The following is an 18,745-nucleotide window of genomic DNA, read 5'->3' on the forward strand; positions in this document are numbered from 1 at the left end:
GTAATGCAGTATTCGGTGGTGCGGTAGTTCAGTCGGTTAGAATACCGGCCTGTCACGCCGGGGGTCGCGGGTTCGAGTCCCGTCCGCACCGCCACCCTTATTTAGGGGCGTAGTTCAATTGGTAGAGCACCGGTCTCCAAAACCGGGTGTTGGGGGTTCGAGTCCCTCCGCCCCTGCCAGATAAAGATCCTTTGCTAACGCAAAGGATTTTTTTTTGCCTGCAACAAGCCAACAAGCCAACAAGCTACCTGGATAATCAGATAACCAAATAATCTAGCCCCTCAACGTAGTAACCGCTTTACCGTTGCCATAATGGCAGGATGAACGGAAAACTCCCCTCACCCTTATTCTTTTAGAAAACTATTTTCTTGTTTTAAAAACAATTATGACGGAACCAGAACCGGGAATTTGAGTAACTGACGAATATGAGACTGCTGATCGCTGTTCTGTAACCACACGGCATACAGTGGTCTGACGGCAACCGGCGTATCAGGAATAACAGTCAAATCGGGATAAAGCTGAACCCAGTTATCCGGCAAAAAGGCGCAGGCACCGGTAGTGTGCAACAGCTGTCTTGTTAACTGTGCGGATGTGGTTGTAAGCACCGGAACATCGTCTGCACCGGCCAGGTAACTCTCATGCTGATGAAAATCCGCGCCCCATTCCAGCTTGATATAGTCATATTTTTCGCGCTTTTCACTTTTGCGCGAACGAAATAGCGTCAACGAAATATGACCAATCTGCTGGCTGGTCAGTTCATCCATTTTTGGCGCTTCGGTGGTAATTAACAGATCAAGCTGACGCTCATGCAGTTGTTTAACCAATAGGTGTCGCTGCGCGACGCGTGCTTCCAGATGCAGGCTTTCACGCTTTTCATACAGCGTTTGCAGCCATGGCGTTAAATAAGCCTCCCAAAGAGACGCACTGGCACCAATCGATAGCTCATGATGCTGCTGAGTATGCGCTACCTCCTTTTTAGCCATCAGCCAGGTACTCATTAGGCTCTCGGCGTAGGGAAGCAGACGTTCACCGGCAGAGGTCAGCCGGATGTTATTACGATGACGCGTAAAAAGATTCACACCCAGCTGGTTCTCCAGCTGCCTGATGCGGAAACTTACTGCCGATTGCGTAAGGTAGAGGGCTTCTGCTGCACGACCAAAATGGCGCGTTCTGCTCACCTCAAGAAAGGTCTTCAATAATTCCGTATCCACAGCCACTCCCAAAAATTTGTTTGTCGTAATGATTTAAATGTTTTGTTTTACACTCTGTCAAGCCTAACTAATACTCCGCGCCATAAATCGCACGGCCATAGAAGAGTTAGGAGCGTGTAAAATGGCGGATAGCTTCGCAACAAATAATCGTTTTTTTGATAACAAACACTACCCGCGTGGGTTTTCGCGTCATGGTGACTTCACTATTAAAGAAGCTCAGCTTCTTGAGAGACACGGTTACGCGTTTAATGAGCTTGATCTGTCCAGACGTGAGCCTGCGACAGAAGAAGAACGTCAGTTTATAGAAGTATGTCGCGGTTTACGTGAACCACAAACTGAAGCTGAGCGTGTCTGGAGCAAGTATATGACGCGCATCAAGCGTCCAAAGCGCTTTCATACTCTTTCAGGTGGTAAACCACAAATGGAAGGCGTTGAAGACTATAGCGATTCCGATGATTAAGCAAAATCTTCTTTAAAAGAAAAGCTGACATCTGACGTTAAAATGGGGCTACGGCCCCATTTCTATTCCAGGCTTTTATGCAAATGAGCCAGCATACGATCCATACCGCGATAGCTTAACGCCTCCATCAAATGCGCACGGCTAAGCGTTTCGTCTTGCGCTAAGTCCGCAATGGTGCGAGAGACCTTTAACAAGCGCTGCCACGCCCTCACAGAAAGCCCCAGCTTAACCAAAACCGACTCAAGCCATTCCGCGTCCGCCTTTTGCAGCTCACACCATTGCTGCACTTCTGCGTTACTCATGAGCGCATTCACCTTACCCTGGCGTGCCAGCTGGCGTTCGCGTGCTTTCACTACCCGTAATCGCACTTCATTGCTGCCTTCCATATTTTTTTGCGGCTGGCTTAACATGCCAGCTGGCAGCAATGGGATCTCCAGAGAAAGATCGAAACGATCGAGGAAAGGCCCTGATAAACGATTCAAATAGCGCAACGTCTGCTGCGGCGAGCTGCGGTTATGACTGCCCTGATAATGTCCCATCGGGCTGGGATTCATCGCCGCAACCAGCTGAAAACGCGCAGGCCAGGTTACTTTTGCCCGGGCACGGGAAATGGTAATTTCTCCGGTTTCCAGCGGCTCACGCAGCGCATCAAGCGTTTTACGATTAAACTCCGGTAGCTCATCCAGAAACAGCACTCCATTATGCGCCAGCGTGATTTCTCCCGGCTGCGGGATACTTCCCCCACCAATAAGCGCATAAAGCGTTGCGCTATGATGGGGCAGGCGAAACGGCCGCTTTCGCCACTGCTTATGTACATCACCGCTTTTTACGATACTGGCGATAATGGCGCACTCCAGCGCTTCCTGCTCGGTCAGCGGAGGCAGCAGCCCCGTCAGCCGCATGGCCAGCATAGTTTTTCCTGTTCCCGGCGGACCAATAAGCAGCAGATTGTGTCCACCGGCTGCCGCAATTTCCAGCGCACGCTTTCCCTGCTGTTGGCCGATGATATCGCGCAGATCTTCACTTTTCTCTTCGAGAGAAATCACGTCGGCCCGGCCTGCTGACAGCGATCGCTGCTGTAAAAGAAAAGCACAGATCTCCGTTAAATTGTCGGCAACCAGTGCTTCCCCCTGCTGCACTAAACCGACGTCCGCAGCGTTTTCGGCGGGCAAAATTAACCTTCTTGCTGCCTCTGTCGCGGCCATCGCAGCGGGAATCGCGCCCTGTACGCCCCTGAGCGCGCCGCTAAGCGCCAGTTCTCCCAGGAATTCATACTGTGCCAGTTTTACGTCGGGGAGTTGCTCTGAAGCGGCAAGGATGGCGATAGCGATAGGAAGATCGAAACGGCCGCCTTCCTTGGGCAAATCAGCGGGTGCCAGATTCACCGTGACGCGTTTTGCCGGGAAAGTAAAACCGCTGTTAATCATGGCGCTACGTACTCTGTCACGCGCTTCTTTCACCGTCTTTTCCGGTAAACCCACCAGAGAGAGGCCGGGTAGCCCGTTACTTATATGCACTTCTACCGTTACCAGCGGCGCTTCCACGCCCAACGCCGCACGTGTCATAACGCGGGATAAAGACATACTCGCTCCTTGTATTATCTCGAAGAAGTATGCGTAGGGTGCGGTAATGAAGCGACGCTCAGTGAATAAAACTGCGCGGCTTCTCGAAAAATATCTTTTTACCGCTGGCAAAAAAGTAAAAACAGCCGGATTGAAAAAACACTCATGGCACATTTAATCCGTTACGCAAGGTGCGTAATGAATAACTTTCAATAATGGTTACCTGCTGAAATAGAAGGTTATTTTTAAGCAGAGTGGCAGCAGCTATAAAATTTTCTGATGAAAAAGGTTGTCGTGGCATAGCTGTCTGTGATACCTCTTTAGGCATTACTTCGAATAAGTGAAATTTTGAACAGCATATGAAAACCCTTCTACGAGTGATTAGCCTAGTCGTGATTAGCGTGGTGGTGATTATTATCACACCGTGCGGGGCTGCGCTCGGAGGAAGAAAGGCTTAAAAATCAAGCCTGAATCTAAAAGAACCCCCGCACCGAAAGGTCCGGGGGTTTTTTTATGGTCAGGTATCGGGACAGTCAATGAAAGAGGAACAAACAATGCACAGTAGCATAAAATGCTGTTGTTCCCGCTATCAGGCAGGTGAATAACGATGACAGGTGCTCAATGGGTGGTTCAAGCGTTGCGTGCGCAAGGGGTGAAAACCGTATTCGGTTATCCGGGCGGTGCGATTATGCCGGTTTATGACGCGCTGTATGACGGAGGCGTTGAACACCTATTGTGCCGTCACGAACAGGGCGCTGCGATGGCGGCTATCGGTTATGCGCGCGCTACCGGCAACGTCGGCGTCTGTATCGCCACTTCCGGGCCGGGCGCCACCAACCTGATTACCGGCCTGGCGGATGCCATGATGGATTCTGTTCCCGTTGTCGCCATCACCGGGCAGGTTGCCGCCCCGCTGATCGGCACCGATGCCTTTCAGGAAATTGACGTACTGGGTTTATCGCTGGCCTGCACCAAGCACAGCTTTCTGGTTGAGTCGTTAGAGACGCTGCCTGAAGTGATGGCCGAGGCGTTTGCCATTGCGCAATCGGGGCGTCCAGGCCCGGTGCTGGTTGATATCCCTAAAAATATTCAGGTCGCCAGCGGCGATTTAACACCACATTTGCTGCCGGTTGCCGAGACCGTAGAGCATCCCCATCAGGAATTACAGCAGGCGCGCGCGCTGATTGCGCAGGCGAAAAAACCCATTCTGTATATCGGCGGCGGCGTGGGTATCGCACAGGCCGTACCGGCACTGCGCGACTTTGTTCAGCAGACCGGTATCCCCACCGTAGCGACCCTGAAAGGTCTGGGCGCGCCCGCTGCCAGCGATCCTTGCTACCTCGGAATGTTAGGCATGCACGGCACCAAAGCGGCGAATTTGGCGGTACAACAGTGCGATTTACTGATTGCTGTCGGCGCGCGCTTTGACGATCGGGTTACCGGCAAACTTGATACCTTCGCACCGCACGCCAGCGTGATTCATCTGGATATCGATCCTGCTGAGCTGAACAAATTGCGTCGGGCGCACGTTGGCTTACAAGGCGATTTTAACGCGCTGCTGCCTGAACTGGCGCAGCCGTGTCAGATTGATGAGTGGCGTACCGAGGTTATCACGCTGAAAGCTGAGCACAGCTGGCGTTACGATCATCCGGGCGAGGCGATCTATGCGCCGCTGTTTTTGCGCCAGCTGTCCGATCGCAAAGCGAAACGCGCCATCGTCACGACAGATGTTGGGCAGCACCAGATGTGGACGGCGCAGCATATGTCTTTCAGCGCGCCAGAAGACTTTATCACCTCAAGCGGACTGGGAACGATGGGGTTTGGTCTGCCAGCGGCGGTGGGCGCCCAGGTAGCCCGACCGGACGATTGCGTGATCTGCGTATCCGGCGATGGCTCTTTCATGATGAACGTGCAGGAGCTGGGCACCATCAAGCGCAAAAAGCTGCCGATAAAAATCGTGCTGATGGATAACCAACGCTTAGGCATGGTGCGCCAGTGGCAGCAGCTGTTTTTTTCCGAGCGTTACAGCGAAACCAACCTGTCCGACAATCCCGATTTTCTGATGCTGGCAAACGCCTTTGATATTCCTGGCCAGCGAATCACCCGTAAAGACCAGGTCGACGCCGCATTAGACGCGCTGCTGAACAGTGAAGGCCCTTATCTGTTGCATGTGGCGATTGATGAGCTTGAAAACGTCTGGCCTCTGGTGCCGCCCGGTGCCAGCAACGCAAACATGATGGAGAAAACCGTATGAACCAGCACCAGTTATCTATCGAAGCGCGTTTCCGGCCGGAAGTTCTGGAGCGTATTTTGCGCGTGATTCGTCATCGCGGCTTTCAGGTCTGTGCGATGAATATGGCCAGCGGAACCAGCGCAGAGAATATTAATATTGAGATGACCGTTGCCAGTCAGCGCTCAGTCGATTTACTGTCAACACAGCTGAGTAAACTGATGGATGTCGCTTGCGTCCAGATTCAACAACAGACAACACAACAAATCCGCGCCTAGTCGCGAAAGGAAATAAGAATGAGTACGAAGAAAGCAGACTTTATCTGGTTCAACGGTGAGATGGTGAAATGGGAAGAGGCGAAGGTCAGCGTCATGTCTCACGCCCTGCATTACGGCACCTCGGTTTTTGAAGGCGTCCGCTGCTACGACTCGCACAAAGGCCCGGTAGTCTTCCGCCATCGTGAACATATGCAGCGCCTGCACGACTCGGCCAAAATCTATCGTTTTCCGTTGAAATATAACGTGGACGAACTGATGGCCGCCTGCCGTGACGTGCTGCGAGTGAACAAGCTGCAAAGTGCTTATATCCGTCCTTTGGCTTTTGTGGGTGATGTCGGTCTGGGCGTTAATCCGCCGGATGGCTACGGCACCGATGTGATTATTGCCGCCTTCCCGTGGGGTGCTTACCTGGGCGCAGAAGCGCTGGAGCAGGGCATCGATGCGATGGTTTCATCATGGAACCGCGTCGCGCCAAACACTATCCCTACTGCGGCTAAAGCGGGCGGCAACTATCTTTCTTCCCTGCTGGTCGGCAGCGAAGCTCGCCGTCACGGTTATCAGGAAGGTATCGCGCTGGATACCAACGGCTATATCTCGGAAGGCGCAGGCGAAAACCTGTTTGAAGTAAAAGACGGCATTCTGTTTACCCCGCCGTTCTCCTCATCCGCGCTGCCGGGCATTACCCGCGACGCGATTATTAAGCTGGCGAAAGACGCGGGCATTGAAGTGCGTGAGCAGGTGCTGTCGCGTGAATCGCTCTACCTGGCTGATGAAGTGTTTATGTCCGGCACCGCAGCTGAAATCACCCCGGTGCGCAGCGTCGACGGCATTCAGGTTGGTGAAGGCAAATGCGGCCCGGTAACGAAACGCGTGCAGCAGGCATTCTTTGGCCTGTTCACCGGCGAAACTGAAGATAAATGGGGCTGGCTGGATCCGGTAAACCCATAACACCTTGATTTTGCGGGTGCGCTGATCGGCCCGCGTCTTTATCCCGACTGGAGTAAACAGAGCATGCCTAAGTACCGTTCCGCCACTACCACTCATGGCCGTAATATGGCCGGTGCCCGTGCCCTGTGGCGCGCCACAGGAATGACCGACGCCGATTTCGGCAAACCGATTATCGCCGTCGTTAACTCCTTTACCCAATTCGTGCCGGGTCACGTGCACCTGCGCGACATGGGGAAACTGGTTGCCGAGGAGATCGAAGCTGCGGGCGGCGTGGCGAAAGAATTCAATACGATTGCGGTCGATGACGGGATTGCCATGGGTCATGGCGGCATGCTCTATTCTCTGCCGTCGCGCGAACTGATTGCCGACTCGGTAGAATATATGGTGAATGCGCACTGCGCCGATGCGATGGTGTGTATTTCCAACTGCGATAAAATCACCCCAGGGATGATGATGGCGGCGCTGCGCCTCAACATTCCGGCCATTTTTGTCTCTGGCGGGCCGATGGAAGCGGGCAAAACCAAGCTGTCCGATAAAATCATCAAGCTGGATCTGGTGGACGCGATGATTCAGGGCGCCAACCCTAACGTCAGCGATGCCGAAAGCGATCAGATTGAACGCTCCGCCTGTCCTACCTGCGGCTCCTGTTCCGGCATGTTTACCGCCAACTCCATGAACTGCCTGACCGAAGCGCTGGGTCTCTCGCAGCCGGGCAACGGCTCGCTGCTGGCGACCCATGCCGATCGTAAAGCGTTGTTCCTGAACGCCGGTAAACGCATCGTGAGCCTGGCGAAACGCTACTACGAGCAGGACGATGAAAGCGCACTGCCGCGCAATATCGCCAATAAAGCCGCGTTTGAAAACGCGATGACGCTGGATATCGCCATGGGCGGCTCGACCAATACCGTGCTGCACCTGCTGGCGGCGGCGCAGGAAGGTGAGATCGATTTCAATATTTCCGATATCGATCGCCTGTCGCGCAAGGTGCCGCATTTATGCAAAGTCGCGCCCAGCACGCAGAAATACCATATGGAAGATGTTCACCGCGCAGGTGGCGTGATCGGCATCCTCGGCGAGCTGGATCGTGCCGGACTGCTGCAAACTGACGTACACAACGTACTGGGCACCACGCTGCGCGATGCGCTGGATAACTACGACATCATGCTGACGCAGGATGAAGCGGTGAAAAAAATGTTCCGCGCCGGACCGGCAGGCATCCGCACCACCCAGGCGTTTTCGCAAGATTGCCGTTGGGACACGCTGGATGACGATCGTCAGGAAGGCTGTATCCGCGCGCGCGAATATGCCTACAGCCAGGACGGCGGGCTGGCGGTGCTGTACGGCAATATGGCGGAAGATGGCTGTATTGTGAAAACCGCAGGCGTAGACAAAGAGATCCTGACTTTCCGTGGCCCGGCAAAAGTGTATGAAAGCCAGGAAGATGCGGTTGAGTCGATTCTGGGCGGCAAAGTGGTGGCCGGTGACGTGGTGGTGATTCGCTACGAAGGGCCGAAAGGCGGGCCGGGCATGCAAGAGATGCTCTATCCAACCACCTATCTGAAATCCATGGGGCTGGGGAAAAGCTGCGCGCTGATCACCGACGGACGTTTCTCCGGCGGCACCTCCGGGCTTTCTATCGGTCACGCCTCGCCGGAAGCGGCCAGCGGCGGCACCATCGCGCTGGTGCGGGATGGCGACATCATTGAAATCGATATCCCGAACCGCGGCATCCGGCTTGATGTGCCGGACAACAAACTGCATGCGCGCCGTGAGCAGGAAGAAGCGCGTGGCGATGCCGCGTATACGCCGCATGCGCGCGAGCGTCAGGTCTCCTTTGCGCTGCGCGCCTATGCTTCGCTGGCAACCAGCGCCGATAAAGGCGCAGTGCGCGATAAATCGAAGCTGGGAGGCTAAGGATGGCTGAGTCTCAACCGTTATCCAACGCGCCCTGCGGCGCTGAATATCTGCGCGCCGTCCTGCGTTCGCCGGTTTATGAAGTGGCGCAGGTCACGCCGCTGCAAAAAATGGAAAAGCTTTCTGCCCGCCTTGGCAACACGGTATTGGTGAAACGCGAGGATCGCCAGCCGGTACACAGCTTTAAGCTGCGTGGCGCTTACGCGATGATCGCAGGCCTGAATGAGGAGCAAAAGGCGCGCGGCGTGGTTACCGCCTCGGCGGGAAATCATGCTCAGGGCGTGGCGCTTTCCGCCAGTCGACTGGGCATCAAATCGCTGATTGTGATGCCGGTTACCACGGCTGATATTAAAGTCGAGGCGGTACGCGCGTTTGGCGGTGAGGCTTATCTGTTCGGCGCCAACTTTGACGAGGCGAAAGCGAAAGCGATCGAGCTGGCGGCACAGCAGGGCTATACCTTTGTTCCGCCCTTCGATCATCCTGCGGTGATCGCCGGTCAGGGAACGCTGGCGATGGAACTGCTGCAACAGGATGCGCATCTCGATCGCATTTTTGTGCCGGTCGGCGGTGGCGGGCTGGCGGCGGGCGTGGCGGTATTAATCAAGCAGCTGATGCCGCAGATTAAAGTGATCGCGGTTGAAGCCGCCGAGTCAGCCTGTTTGCAGGCGGCGCTGAAAGCGGGCAAGCCGGTAGATTTACCGCGCGTCGGGCTGTTTGCCGAAGGCGTGGCGGTAAGGCGCATCGGCAGCGAGACCTTCCGTCTGTGTCAGGAATACCTTGATGACATTGTTACCGTAGACAGCGATGCCATCTGCGCGGCGATGAAAGATCTGTTTGAAGACGTGCGCGCCGTGGCGGAACCTTCCGGCGCGTTAGCGCTGGCGGGCATGAAAAAATATATCCAGCAGCATAATCTGCAAGGCGAGCGGCTGGCGCATGTGCTTTCCGGCGCTAACGTTAACTTTCACGGGCTACGCTACGTCTCGGAACGTTGTGAGCTTGGCGAGCAGCGCGAAGCGCTGTTGGCCGTCACTATCCCGGAGCAGCAGGGCAGTTTCCTGAAGTTCTGCCAGACGCTGGGCGGACGCGCGGTAACGGAATTTAACTACCGCTACGCCGATGCCAAAGACGCCTGCATATTTGTCGGGGTGCGTTTAACGCGTGGCCGGGAAGAGCGGCGGGAAATCATCGAGGAGTTAACCGCGGGCGGCTATCAGGTGGTTGACCTTTCCGATGATGAAATGGCCAAACTGCATGTGCGTTATATGGTGGGCGGTCGTCCTTCCAAGCCGCTGCACGAGAGGCTGTTCAGCTTTGAATTCCCGGAAGCGCCCGGCGCGCTGTTGAAGTTCCTGCAAACGCTGGGCACCTACTGGAATATTTCGCTGTTTCACTATCGCAGCCACGGCACCGACTACGGTCGGGTACTGGCGGCGTTTGAACTGGGTGAGAATGAGCCGCGCTTTGAGGAGCATCTCACCGCGCTGGGCTACGATTTTCATGATGAAAGCCAGAACCCGGCATTTCGCTTTTTCCTGGCGGGCTAGTTACAGCAGCTGCCAGAACGCCTTAATCAGCGGCTCGCCGAGCCGCTTTTTCTGCACGCAAACGCCCAGCTCAAAGGGCGCGACAGCATCAACATTTTCCAGCACCAGCACCCGGTTGCGTACCGGTTCCGGGCTGTTTTCCAGCACCACCGCAGGCAGCAGGGCAATGCCGCAGCCCAGGGCCACCATAGATACAATCGCTTCATGACCGGAGACGGTGGCGTAAATCAACGGATTAGCGATGCGCAGGCGCCGAAACCAGAGATCGATGCGACGGCGCGCCGGGCCCTGCTCTGGCAGGATCAGCGGTATTTTCGCCCAGTCAGGTTCAGACTGCGTTGCCTGGCTGCGTACCGGACAAGGCAGAGCGGGCGCGATCAATACCAGCGGGATATGACCCAGCGAAGTGAAATCGATGCTGGCGGGCAGCGTTTCAGGGCGACCGGCAATCGCCAGATCGGCGTCCCCGGTCTGGACTTTTTCTACCGCGTCGGCGGCGTCGCCGGTGGTGAGTTTAATTTCTACCTGCGGATGTTCAGCGCGAAAGCGATCGAGGATCGGCGGCAGGTGGCTGTAAGCGGCGGTAACGGAACAGAACAGTTTCAGCTCGCCGCTCAGGGTAGGGCCATGCTGGCCCATAGCATGACGCATCTGCTGATATTGCAGCAGGGTTTGCTGCGCGAATTGGCGCAGCTGCTCACCGGCGTCGGTCAGCGTAACGGTGCGGTTATCACGTAAAAACAGGCTCTGGCCGAGATCTTCTTCCAGCCGCTGTATCTGGCGCGAAAGCGTGGAGGGCGAAACGTGCATGGCGCGGGCAGTGCGGCCGAAATGCCGACTCTCCGCCAGATGTAAAAAAAGCTTCAGGTCTCGTAAATCCATGCGATTCAGGCCTCATTTTTACGTTGCAATTATTGCAATGCGACGTTGTTAATATATCAATTTAAGCAACGGATTTCCTGTCATATGATGGGGCTATAGAAAGCGAGGCTGTAACAGGTTTCGCGTAAAAAATAACGGTAAACACAACCTCAAAACGGAGTGCCCATGGCTAACTATTTCAACACTTTGAACCTGCGTCAGCAGCTGGCGCAATTAGGTAAATGTCGCTTTATGACGCGAGATGAATTTGCTGATGAAGCAAGCTACCTGAAAGGGAAAAAAGTCGTCATCGTTGGTTGTGGTGCGCAGGGCCTTAATCAGGGCCTCAACATGCGTGATTCCGGTCTGGATGTCTCTTACGCGCTGCGTGCCGAAGCGATTGCCGAAAAACGCGCTTCCTGGCGCAAAGCCACCGAAAACGGTTTTCAGGTTGGAACTTATGAAGACCTGATTCCGCAGGCCGATCTGGTGGTTAACCTGACGCCGGACAAACAGCACTCGGCGGTGGTGCAGGCGGTGCAGCCGTTGATGAAAGAGGGCGCGGCGCTGGGCTATTCGCACGGTTTTAACATCGTTGAGGTGGGTGAAGAGATCCGTAAAGATATTACCGTGGTGATGGTGGCGCCGAAGTGTCCGGGTACTGAAGTGCGCGAAGAGTATAAGCGCGGCTTCGGCGTGCCGACGCTGATTGCGGTACACCCGGAAAACGATCCGAAAGGCGAGGGCATGGCGATCGCCAAAGCCTGGGCTGCGGCGACCGGCGGTCACCGCGCAGGCGTGCTGGAATCTTCTTTCGTTGCCGAAGTGAAATCTGACCTGATGGGCGAGCAGACCATTCTCTGCGGTATGTTACAGGCCGGTTCGCTGCTCTGTTACGACAAGCTGGTGGCTGACGGCACCGATCCCGCTTACGCAGGCAAATTGCTGCAATACGGCTGGGAAACCATCACCGAATCGCTGAAGCATGGCGGTATCACGCTGATGATGGATCGCTTATCCAACACCGCCAGGCTGCGCGCCTTCGCGCTTTCCGAACAGCTGAAAACCATCATGGCGCCGCTGTTTCAGAAGCATATGGATGACATCATCTCCGGTGAATTCTCTTCCGGCATGATGGCTGACTGGGCCAACGACGATAAAAAGCTGCTGACCTGGCGTGAAGAAACCGGCCAGACCGCCTTTGAAAACTCGCCGCAGTATGAAGGCAAAATTTCCGAGCAGGAATACTACGATCGCGGCGTCATCATGGTGGCAATGGTGAAAGCGGGCGTTGAGCTGGCATTTGAAACCATGGTTGATTCCGGCATTATCGAAGAGTCCGCCTATTACGAATCACTGCATGAGCTGCCGCTGATCGCCAATACCATCGCCCGTAAGCGCCTGTATGAAATGAACGTGGTGATCTCGGATACCGCGGAATATGGCAACTATCTGTTTGCTAACGCTGCCGTACCGTTGCTGAAAGAGTTTATGACCACGCTGCAGGCTGGGGACTTAGGCAAAGAGGTTGCGCCTGCGGCGGTCGATAATGCTCAGCTGCGTGATGTCAACGAAGCGGTGCGCAATCATCCGATCGAAGCGGTGGGACGTAAGCTGCGCGGTTATATGACCGATATGAAGCGTATTTCCGTCGCGGGCTGATGCTCTCTGTTGCCGCCTGCCGATGCGTTGGCTGACGTAGCATGTCCTGGCGGTATAATTCTTTGTGCTGCCGGGGAGCGGCTTACTTACTTGCCGGGCATCGCGACAGAAGATGCCAGGCAAGCGAAGCGCAAACAAAAACCGGTGTTGCAGACACCGGTTTTTTTATTAGTTGCGGTACAGCACCTTGATGATGTGATAGCCGAATTGGGTATGCAGAGGTCCGTAAGGCGTCAGCAGAGGACAAGAGAAAACGACTTTATCGAAAGCGGGCACCATTGCCCCTTTTTTAAACTCGCCCAGATGTCCGCCTTTGCGTCCGCTCGGACAGGTTGAGTGCTTTTTCGCCAGCTTTTCAAAGTCGGCGCCCTTTTCCAGCTGCGCTAACAGCTCCTGCGCCAGTTTCTCTTCTTTTACAAGGATATGCATTGCCGCTGCGGTTTTTGCCATGATCGTGCCTTGAGTCGTGTGGATACTGCTGGATATACTACCACGCTGTTAGTTAACCCTCCTTCTTTTCACTGAGTACTTCTATGCGTCTGAATCCCAGCCAACAACAAGCCGTCGAATTTGTCACCGGCCCGTGCCTGGTGCTGGCAGGCGCGGGTTCCGGCAAGACGCGCGTCATTACCAATAAAATTGCCCATCTGATCCGCGAATGCGGCTATCAGGCTCGCCATATCGCGGCGGTCACCTTCACCAACAAAGCTTCACGCGAAATGAAAGAGCGTGTGGCGCAGACGTTGGGTCGTAAAGAAGCGCGCGGGCTGATGATCTCCACCTTCCATACGCTGGGGCTGGAAATTATCAAACGCGAATATGCCGCGCTGGGAATGAAATCTAACTTTTCCCTGTTTGACGATCAGGACCAGCTGGCGCTGCTGAAAGATTTAACCGAACAGTGGCTGGAAAATGACAAGAACCTGCTACAGCAGCTGATCTCTACGCTTTCCAACTGGAAAAACGATCTGATCGATCCGGCGCACGCCCAGGCGCAGGCGCAGTCAGAACGGGATCGTATTTTCGCCCACTGTTATGAGCTGTACGATCGGCATCTTAAGTCCTGTAACGTGTTGGACTTTGATGACTTAATTCTGCTGCCGACGCTGTTGTTGCAGCGCAACCAGGAAGTGCGTGAACGCTGGCAACAGCGCATCCGCTATCTGCTGGTGGATGAGTATCAGGACACCAACACCAGCCAATATGAGCTGGTGAAACTGCTGGTTGGCGCGCGGGCGCGCTTTACCGTGGTTGGCGACGACGACCAGTCGATCTACTCCTGGCGCGGCGCACGTCCGCAAAACCTGGTGCTGTTAAAAGAGGATTTTCCGGCGTTGCAGGTGATTAAGCTGGAGCAAAATTACCGCTCCACCGAGCGCATCCTGAAGGCGGCCAATATTCTGATCGCCAATAACCCGCACGTGTTTGAAAAGCGCCTGTTTTCTCAGCTGGGCTATGGCGCAGAGTTAAAAGTGTTGAGCGCGAATCACGAAGATCACGAGGCGGAGCGCGTTACCGGCGAGCTGATCGCGCATCACTTTATTAATAAAACGCAGTATAAAGATTACGCGATTCTCTATCGCGGCAACCATCAGGCGCGCGTATTTGAAAAGATGCTGATGCAGAACCGCATTCCTTATCGTATCTCCGGCGGAACCTCCTTCTTTTCCCGCCCGGAAATCAAGGATCTGCTGGCCTATTTGCGCATATTAACCAACCCCGACGATGACAGCGCGTTTTTACGCATCATTAACACGCCGCGCCGTGAAATCGGCCCGGCAACGTTGCAAAAACTGGGCGAGTGGGCCAATCAGCGTAATAAAAGCCTGTTCAGCGCCAGCTTCGATTTAGGGCTGGGGCAAACGCTCACCGGCCGCGGCCTGGAGAACCTCCAGCGTTTTACCGGCTGGTTGCAGGAGATCGCCCAGCTGGCGGAGCGGGAGCCGATCGATGCAGTACGTGATTTAATTCGCGGTATCGATTATGAAAGCTGGCTGTTTGAAACCTCCGCCAGCCCGAAAGCGGCTGAAATGCGCATGAAAAACGTCAATACGTTGTTTCAGTGGATGACGGAGATGCTGGAAGGCAGCGAGCTGGATGAAGCCATGACGCTGACGCAGGTGGTCACGCGCTTTACGCTGCGCGATATGATGGAGCGCGGCGAAAGCGATGAAGAGCTGGATCAGGTTCAGCTGATGACGCTGCATGCCTCGAAAGGGCTGGAGTTCCCCTATGTTTATCTGGTCGGCATGGAAGAGGGGCTGTTGCCGCATCAAAGCAGCATCGATGAAGATAACATTGAGGAAGAGCGTCGGCTGGCCTACGTGGGCATTACCCGCGCGCAGAAAGAGCTGACTTTTACGCTCTGTCGCGAGCGTCGGCAATATGGCGAGCTGGTGCGCCCGGAGCCGAGCCGTTTTCTGCTTGAGCTGCCGCAGGATGATGTGATGTGGGAAACCGAACGCAAAGTGGTCAGCGCCGAAGAGCGTATGAAAACCGGGCAGAGTCGGGTCGCCGGTTTGCGCGCCATGCTGGATAAAGCAAAGAAAGGTGCCTGAGAAAGCGGGGCTGCGTCTGTGAGGATGCAGCCCAACGTACTAAACCACCGTCAGCGGCCAGTGGACATAGGATTGCCAGCGGCTTTCCTGCTCCAGCATTTCCGCGCCCAGCGGGTGAGCCTGCGCCCAGCCCGGCGGCAACAGCACCTGTAGCGCTTCATCATCACCGTGCAAACAGACGGCCGGCAAAATATCGTCACGACGACGGCTGGCGAAAATCACCGCCAGACGCAGCAGCCGACACATATGTTCCGCCACGCGCGTCGGCACGGCGTTTTGCTGATTAAGCAGCGCCAGATCGATGCCGTTGCTTTGATTCTGCAACAGCGTCGCCAATAGCTTTTTCTGCGCCGGGGTAAAGCCTGGCAGATCGAGATGGCGCACCAGATAAGCGGCGTGCTGCGTCGCCTGCCGGAAATCCACGCTCAGGCCGATCTCATGAATTAAACAGGCGCTTTCCAGCAGTTCACGACAATAGGCATCCAGCTTCCAGTGCGGGCTAACCTGCTGAACAAAATTCATCGCCAGCTGACGCACACGCTCGGCCTGCTCAACGTCAATGATAAAGCGGCGCTGAATATTGTGGATGGTTCGGCTGCGAATATCGCGATCGACCGGGTAGTGCAGCATGCCGTACAGCAGGCCTTCGCGCAGCGCGCCGCCCGCCAGCGTCATGCTTTCAATATTTAACGTTTCAAAAATGGCGATCAGAATCGACAGCCCGCTGGGAAAAACCAACGCCCGTTCCAGCGTCAGGCCTTCGATCTCCAGCTCTTCCAGCTTGCCGCACTTAATGGCGCGCTGCTTAAGCTGTTGCAGCTTATCCAGCGTAATGCGCTCATCCATGCCCTGCGCCACCATGATCTCCTGCAGCGCCTGCACGGTGCCGGAAGCGCCCACGCAAATTTGCCAGCCCTGCGCGCGCAACTGCCCGGCGACAGGCTGAATAATATCGCGCGCGGCCTGCTCCGCCTGTTCGAAATTCGCTCTGCCTAAATGGCGGTCAGCGAAATAGCGTTCCAGCCAGGTTACGCAGCCCATATGCAGGCTGAACAGCGCGGTGGTTTTTGCCCCCGTGCCGGTCACCAGTTCGGTGCTGCCGCCGCCGATATCCACCACCAGACGTTCATCAGAGCCGCCGGTGGTATGCGCCACGCCCTGATAAATCAGCCGCGCTTCTTCTTCGCCGCTGATCACGTTAACCAGGCAGCCGAGAATGGCTTCCGCCTGCGTGAGGAACTGCTTCGCGTTGGTTGCCAGCCGCAGCGTGGCGGTCGCCACCACGCGAATCTGATCGGCAGGGATATCCTGTAGCTGCTCGGAAAAGAGCCTCAGGCACTGTAAGCCTCGCTCCATCGCCTCTTCAGAAAGCACGCCGGCGCTGTTAAGACCGGCGGCGAGGCGCACTTTACGCTTGATGCGGGCCACGGTCTGGATATTTCCCGCGACCTCACGCACCACTAACATATGAAAGCTGTTAGAGCCTAAATCAATCGCAGCATAAAGTGACGACGCGCTGAACATGGTGTGATTAGCCTGAACGTTTACGGTTGTTGTTACGCGGCGGGCCGCTACGACGGTTATTACCGGCAGCACGACGTGGGCCACTACCCGGACGGGTACGCGCCAGGCGCTTCGGCGGCGGAAGATCGCTCATCAACGCGTCGCTGTTATATTTACTTACCGGAATACCGTGACCGATATACTCTTCGATAGCAGGCAGATTCAACGCGTACTCTTCACAGGCGAGGCTGATGGAGTGACCGCTGGCGCCAGCGCGTCCGGTACGACCGATACGGTGCACGTAATCTTCGCAGTCGTCAGGCAAATCGTAGTTAAAGACGTGGGTTACCGCGGGAATATGCAAGCCGCGAGCGGCAACATCGGTTGCGACCAGAATGTCGACGTCGCCACGGGTGAAATCTTCCAGGATACGCAGGCGTTTTTTCTGCGCCACGTCGCCGGTCAGCAACCCGACACGGTGTCCATCTGCTGCCAGATGGCCCCAGATATCTTCACAACGATGTTTGGTGTTGGCGAAAACAATGGCGCGATCCGGCCACTCTTCTTCAATCAACGTTTGCAGCAGGCGCATCTTTTCTTCATTAGAGGGATAGAACAGCTCCTCCTGAATGCGGTGGCCCGTTTTCTGATCCGGTTCGATTTCAATGTGCTCGACGTTGTTCATATGCTCAAACGCCAGCTCGCGTACGCGATAAGAAAGCGTGGCGGAGAACAACATGCTCAAACGCTGATTAGCCGCAGGCATACGGCGGAACAGCCAGCGGATATCTTTAATAAAGCCGAGATCAAACATGCGATCGGCTTCATCCAGTACCACAACCTGAATCGCGCCCAGATTGATATGGTTCTGTTTCGCGTAATCGATCAGACGACCGGTGGTGCCGACCAGAATATCAACGCCTTTTTCCAGCACTTTCAGCTGTTTGTCGTAGCCGTCGCCGCCATAGGCGAGGCCAAGCTTCAGGCCGGTGGATTGTGCCAGCGGCTCAGCATCGGCATGAATCTGTACGGCCAGCTCGCGGGTCGGCGCCATAATCAGCGCACGTGGCTGATTAATCTGACGACCTTCGGCTGCGGGGTGAGAAAGCAAGTAATGGAACGTTGACGTTAAAAACGCCATCGTTTTGCCGGTTCCGGTTTGCGCCTGGCCCGCGACATCGCGCCCTTCCAGTGTAAGGGGCAATGCTAACGCCTGAATCGGCGTACAATTATGGAAGCCTTTCTTTTCAAGGGCTTCGATAACCTGAGGGTGCAGGGCGAAGTCGGAAAACTTCTGTTCGGTTAAGTGTGTTTTGCTCATAGTGTGGTAGAATATCAGCTTACTATTGCTTTACGAAAGCGTATCCGGTGAAATAAAGTCAACCTACGTTGGCAGATTTTACGCCAACCAGCCAGGCATAATCTTGTGGAGTAAGACATGAGCAGCGATAAAATCGTTCATCTAACCGACAGCAGCTTTGAAACCGATGTGCTGAAAGCCGAAGGTTTAATGCTGGTGGACTTCTGGGCAGAATGGTGTGGTCCGTGCAAAATGATCGCCCCGATCCTCGACGAAGTAGCAGAAGAGTATGACGGTAAGCTGACCATTGCCAAACTGAATATCGATGAGAACCCGGAAACGGCGCCGAAATACGGTATTCGCGGCATCCCAACACTGCTGCTGTTTAAAAACGGCGAAGTCGCGGCGACCAAAGTTGGCGCACTGTCGAAAGGCCAGCTCAAAGAGTTCCTGAACGCGAATCTGAGCTGATTCATTGCCGGCGCTGGCGGTCAGAGTAATTTTTGCCAGACCGCTAGACGCCCGGCATGAAGCGTGCTAAGTTAAATCTACTGCATTACGAACTTACCTGTAGTTTGTTTCCCTTGTTGAACGCTGGCGTTATCTTCACAGTGCCTCAACAATCTGACGGTTAGCATCACAATTTCCGGTATCTGTTTTCAACCGTCTCCTCGTTTTCAGATCGGCATTCACGCATAAGATCATCGAGCA

16 protein-coding genes and 2 tRNA genes are annotated in these 18,745 nt (G+C 55.1%); 12 read left to right on the forward strand and 6 right to left on the reverse strand.

Annotated features, from left to right (window positions below; all coding sequences use genetic code 11):
- Positions 1 to 17 precede the first annotated feature (17 nt).
- Together J2X14_RS19840 and J2X14_RS19845 are read left to right on the forward strand one after the other, a co-directional pair.
- Positions 18 to 94 (forward strand) — tRNA-Asp (locus J2X14_RS19840).
- 9 nt (positions 95 to 103) lie between these two features.
- Positions 104 to 179: transfer RNA gene (locus J2X14_RS19845), tRNA-Trp, on the forward strand.
- A gap of 204 nt (positions 180 to 383) precedes the next feature.
- On the opposite strand, the gene hdfR is transcribed toward J2X14_RS19845, so the two are convergent.
- Positions 384 to 1,211: an HTH-type transcriptional regulator HdfR gene (gene hdfR / locus J2X14_RS19850; protein WP_352412869.1), complete on the reverse strand. Its 828-nt coding sequence runs from the start codon at positions 1,209 to 1,211 to the stop codon at positions 384 to 386.
- A 121-nt stretch (positions 1,212 to 1,332) separates the two neighbouring features.
- Between hdfR and J2X14_RS19855 the strand changes: the two genes are divergently transcribed.
- The gene (locus tag J2X14_RS19855; RefSeq protein WP_352412870.1) at positions 1,333 to 1,671 is read left to right on the forward strand and encodes a MaoP family protein; all 339 of its coding nucleotides are present in this window, start codon (positions 1,333 to 1,335) and stop codon (positions 1,669 to 1,671) included.
- Between the two features lie 62 nt (positions 1,672 to 1,733).
- Here J2X14_RS19855 and J2X14_RS19860 read toward each other — a convergent pair whose 3' ends face one another.
- Positions 1,734 to 3,254 (reverse strand): YifB family Mg chelatase-like AAA ATPase, encoded by a 1,521-nt coding sequence (locus J2X14_RS19860; RefSeq protein WP_352412871.1) that lies wholly within the window; start codon positions 3,252 to 3,254, stop codon positions 1,734 to 1,736.
- A gap of 338 nt (positions 3,255 to 3,592) precedes the next feature.
- On the opposite strand from J2X14_RS19860, the gene ilvL reads away from it, so the two are divergent.
- From ilvL to ilvA, 6 genes are all read left to right on the forward strand, one after another.
- On the forward strand, positions 3,593 to 3,691 hold the full coding sequence (ilvL, locus tag J2X14_RS19865) for an ilv operon leader peptide (protein ID WP_352412872.1): 99 nt from the start codon (positions 3,593 to 3,595) through the stop codon (positions 3,689 to 3,691).
- A 149-nt stretch (positions 3,692 to 3,840) separates the two neighbouring features.
- Complete coding sequence (gene ilvG / locus J2X14_RS19870; protein WP_352412873.1) at positions 3,841 to 5,487, forward strand: acetolactate synthase 2 catalytic subunit; 1,647 nt, start codon at positions 3,841 to 3,843, stop codon at positions 5,485 to 5,487.
- Positions 5,484 to 5,741 (forward strand): acetolactate synthase 2 small subunit, encoded by a 258-nt coding sequence (gene ilvM / locus J2X14_RS19875; RefSeq protein WP_352412874.1) that lies wholly within the window; start codon positions 5,484 to 5,486, stop codon positions 5,739 to 5,741. Before ilvG ends, ilvM begins: the two co-directional genes overlap by 4 nt.
- An 18-nt stretch (positions 5,742 to 5,759) precedes the next feature.
- Positions 5,760 to 6,689 carry a branched-chain-amino-acid transaminase gene (ilvE, locus tag J2X14_RS19880; protein WP_352412875.1) on the forward strand — a complete coding sequence of 310 codons (930 nt, stop codon included), beginning with the start codon at positions 5,760 to 5,762 and terminating at the stop codon, positions 6,687 to 6,689.
- 63 nt (positions 6,690 to 6,752) lie between these two features.
- Positions 6,753 to 8,603 carry a dihydroxy-acid dehydratase gene (gene ilvD / locus J2X14_RS19885; protein WP_352412876.1) on the forward strand — a complete coding sequence of 617 codons (1,851 nt, stop codon included), beginning with the start codon at positions 6,753 to 6,755 and terminating at the stop codon, positions 8,601 to 8,603.
- Between the two features lie 2 nt (positions 8,604 to 8,605).
- Positions 8,606 to 10,150 (forward strand): threonine ammonia-lyase, biosynthetic, encoded by a 1,545-nt coding sequence (ilvA, locus tag J2X14_RS19890; protein WP_352412877.1) that lies wholly within the window; start codon positions 8,606 to 8,608, stop codon positions 10,148 to 10,150.
- On the opposite strand, the gene ilvY is transcribed toward ilvA, so the two are convergent.
- The gene (gene ilvY / locus J2X14_RS19895; RefSeq protein WP_352412878.1) at positions 10,151 to 11,032 is read right to left on the reverse strand and encodes an HTH-type transcriptional activator IlvY; all 882 of its coding nucleotides are present in this window, start codon (positions 11,030 to 11,032) and stop codon (positions 10,151 to 10,153) included.
- A 165-nt stretch (positions 11,033 to 11,197) separates the two neighbouring features.
- Between ilvY and ilvC the strand changes: the two genes are divergently transcribed.
- Positions 11,198 to 12,673 carry a ketol-acid reductoisomerase gene (gene ilvC, locus J2X14_RS19900; RefSeq protein WP_352412879.1) on the forward strand — a complete coding sequence of 492 codons (1,476 nt, stop codon included), beginning with the start codon at positions 11,198 to 11,200 and terminating at the stop codon, positions 12,671 to 12,673.
- Between the two features lie 168 nt (positions 12,674 to 12,841).
- On the opposite strand, the gene ppiC is transcribed toward ilvC, so the two are convergent.
- Positions 12,842 to 13,123 (reverse strand): peptidylprolyl isomerase PpiC, encoded by a 282-nt coding sequence (gene ppiC, locus J2X14_RS19905; protein WP_038628993.1) that lies wholly within the window; start codon positions 13,121 to 13,123, stop codon positions 12,842 to 12,844.
- 83 nt (positions 13,124 to 13,206) lie between these two features.
- On the opposite strand from ppiC, the gene rep reads away from it, so the two are divergent.
- Positions 13,207 to 15,231, forward strand: coding sequence for a DNA helicase Rep (rep, locus tag J2X14_RS19910; protein WP_352412880.1), 2,025 nt, complete (start codon positions 13,207 to 13,209; stop codon positions 15,229 to 15,231).
- Positions 15,232 to 15,270: 39 nt separating this feature from the next.
- On the opposite strand, the gene gppA is transcribed toward rep, so the two are convergent.
- A complete protein-coding gene (gppA, locus tag J2X14_RS19915) occupies positions 15,271 to 16,755 on the reverse strand; it encodes a guanosine-5'-triphosphate,3'-diphosphate diphosphatase (RefSeq protein WP_352412881.1) in 1,485 nt (494 codons plus the stop codon).
- A gap of 7 nt (positions 16,756 to 16,762) precedes the next feature.
- Entirely contained in the window at positions 16,763 to 18,055 is a 1,293-nt protein-coding gene (gene rhlB / locus J2X14_RS19920) for an ATP-dependent RNA helicase RhlB (protein ID WP_352412882.1), read from the reverse strand.
- 117 nt (positions 18,056 to 18,172) lie between these two features.
- Between rhlB and trxA the strand changes: the two genes are divergently transcribed.
- Positions 18,173 to 18,505: a thioredoxin TrxA gene (gene trxA, locus J2X14_RS19925; protein WP_352412883.1), complete on the forward strand. Its 333-nt coding sequence runs from the start codon at positions 18,173 to 18,175 to the stop codon at positions 18,503 to 18,505.
- Positions 18,506 to 18,745: the final 240 nt, after the last annotated feature.

It is taken from the genome of Mixta sp. BE291 (assembly GCF_031457955.1).
Taxonomy (GTDB): domain Bacteria; phylum Pseudomonadota; class Gammaproteobacteria; order Enterobacterales; family Enterobacteriaceae; genus Mixta.

Excerpts from the sequence above, each read along its gene's own strand:
- J2X14_RS19855 (WP_352412870.1), top strand. The coding sequence starts at position 1,333 with ATGGCGGATAGCTTCGCAACAAATAATCGTTTTTTTGATAACAAACAC.
- J2X14_RS19860 (WP_352412871.1), bottom strand. The coding sequence starts at position 3,254 with ATGTCTTTATCCCGCGTTATGACACGTGCGGCGTTGGGCGTGGAAGCG.
- ppiC (WP_038628993.1), bottom strand. The coding sequence starts at position 13,123 with ATGGCAAAAACCGCAGCGGCAATGCATATCCTTGTAAAAGAAGAGAAA.
- ilvY (WP_352412878.1), bottom strand. The coding sequence starts at position 11,032 with ATGGATTTACGAGACCTGAAGCTTTTTTTACATCTGGCGGAGAGTCGG.
- ilvD (WP_352412876.1), top strand. The coding sequence starts at position 6,753 with ATGCCTAAGTACCGTTCCGCCACTACCACTCATGGCCGTAATATGGCC.
- ilvM (WP_352412874.1), top strand. The coding sequence starts at position 5,484 with ATGAACCAGCACCAGTTATCTATCGAAGCGCGTTTCCGGCCGGAAGTT.
- gppA (WP_352412881.1), bottom strand. The coding sequence starts at position 16,755 with ATGTTCAGCGCGTCGTCACTTTATGCTGCGATTGATTTAGGCTCTAAC.
- trxA (WP_352412883.1), top strand. The coding sequence starts at position 18,173 with ATGAGCAGCGATAAAATCGTTCATCTAACCGACAGCAGCTTTGAAACC.
- ilvC (WP_352412879.1), top strand. The coding sequence starts at position 11,198 with ATGGCTAACTATTTCAACACTTTGAACCTGCGTCAGCAGCTGGCGCAA.
- rhlB (WP_352412882.1), bottom strand. The coding sequence starts at position 18,055 with ATGAGCAAAACACACTTAACCGAACAGAAGTTTTCCGACTTCGCCCTG.
- ilvE (WP_352412875.1), top strand. The coding sequence starts at position 5,760 with ATGAGTACGAAGAAAGCAGACTTTATCTGGTTCAACGGTGAGATGGTG.
- ilvG (WP_352412873.1), top strand. The coding sequence starts at position 3,841 with ATGACAGGTGCTCAATGGGTGGTTCAAGCGTTGCGTGCGCAAGGGGTG.
- ilvA (WP_352412877.1), top strand. The coding sequence starts at position 8,606 with ATGGCTGAGTCTCAACCGTTATCCAACGCGCCCTGCGGCGCTGAATAT.
- ilvL (WP_352412872.1), top strand. The coding sequence starts at position 3,593 with ATGAAAACCCTTCTACGAGTGATTAGCCTAGTCGTGATTAGCGTGGTG.
- rep (WP_352412880.1), top strand. The coding sequence starts at position 13,207 with ATGCGTCTGAATCCCAGCCAACAACAAGCCGTCGAATTTGTCACCGGC.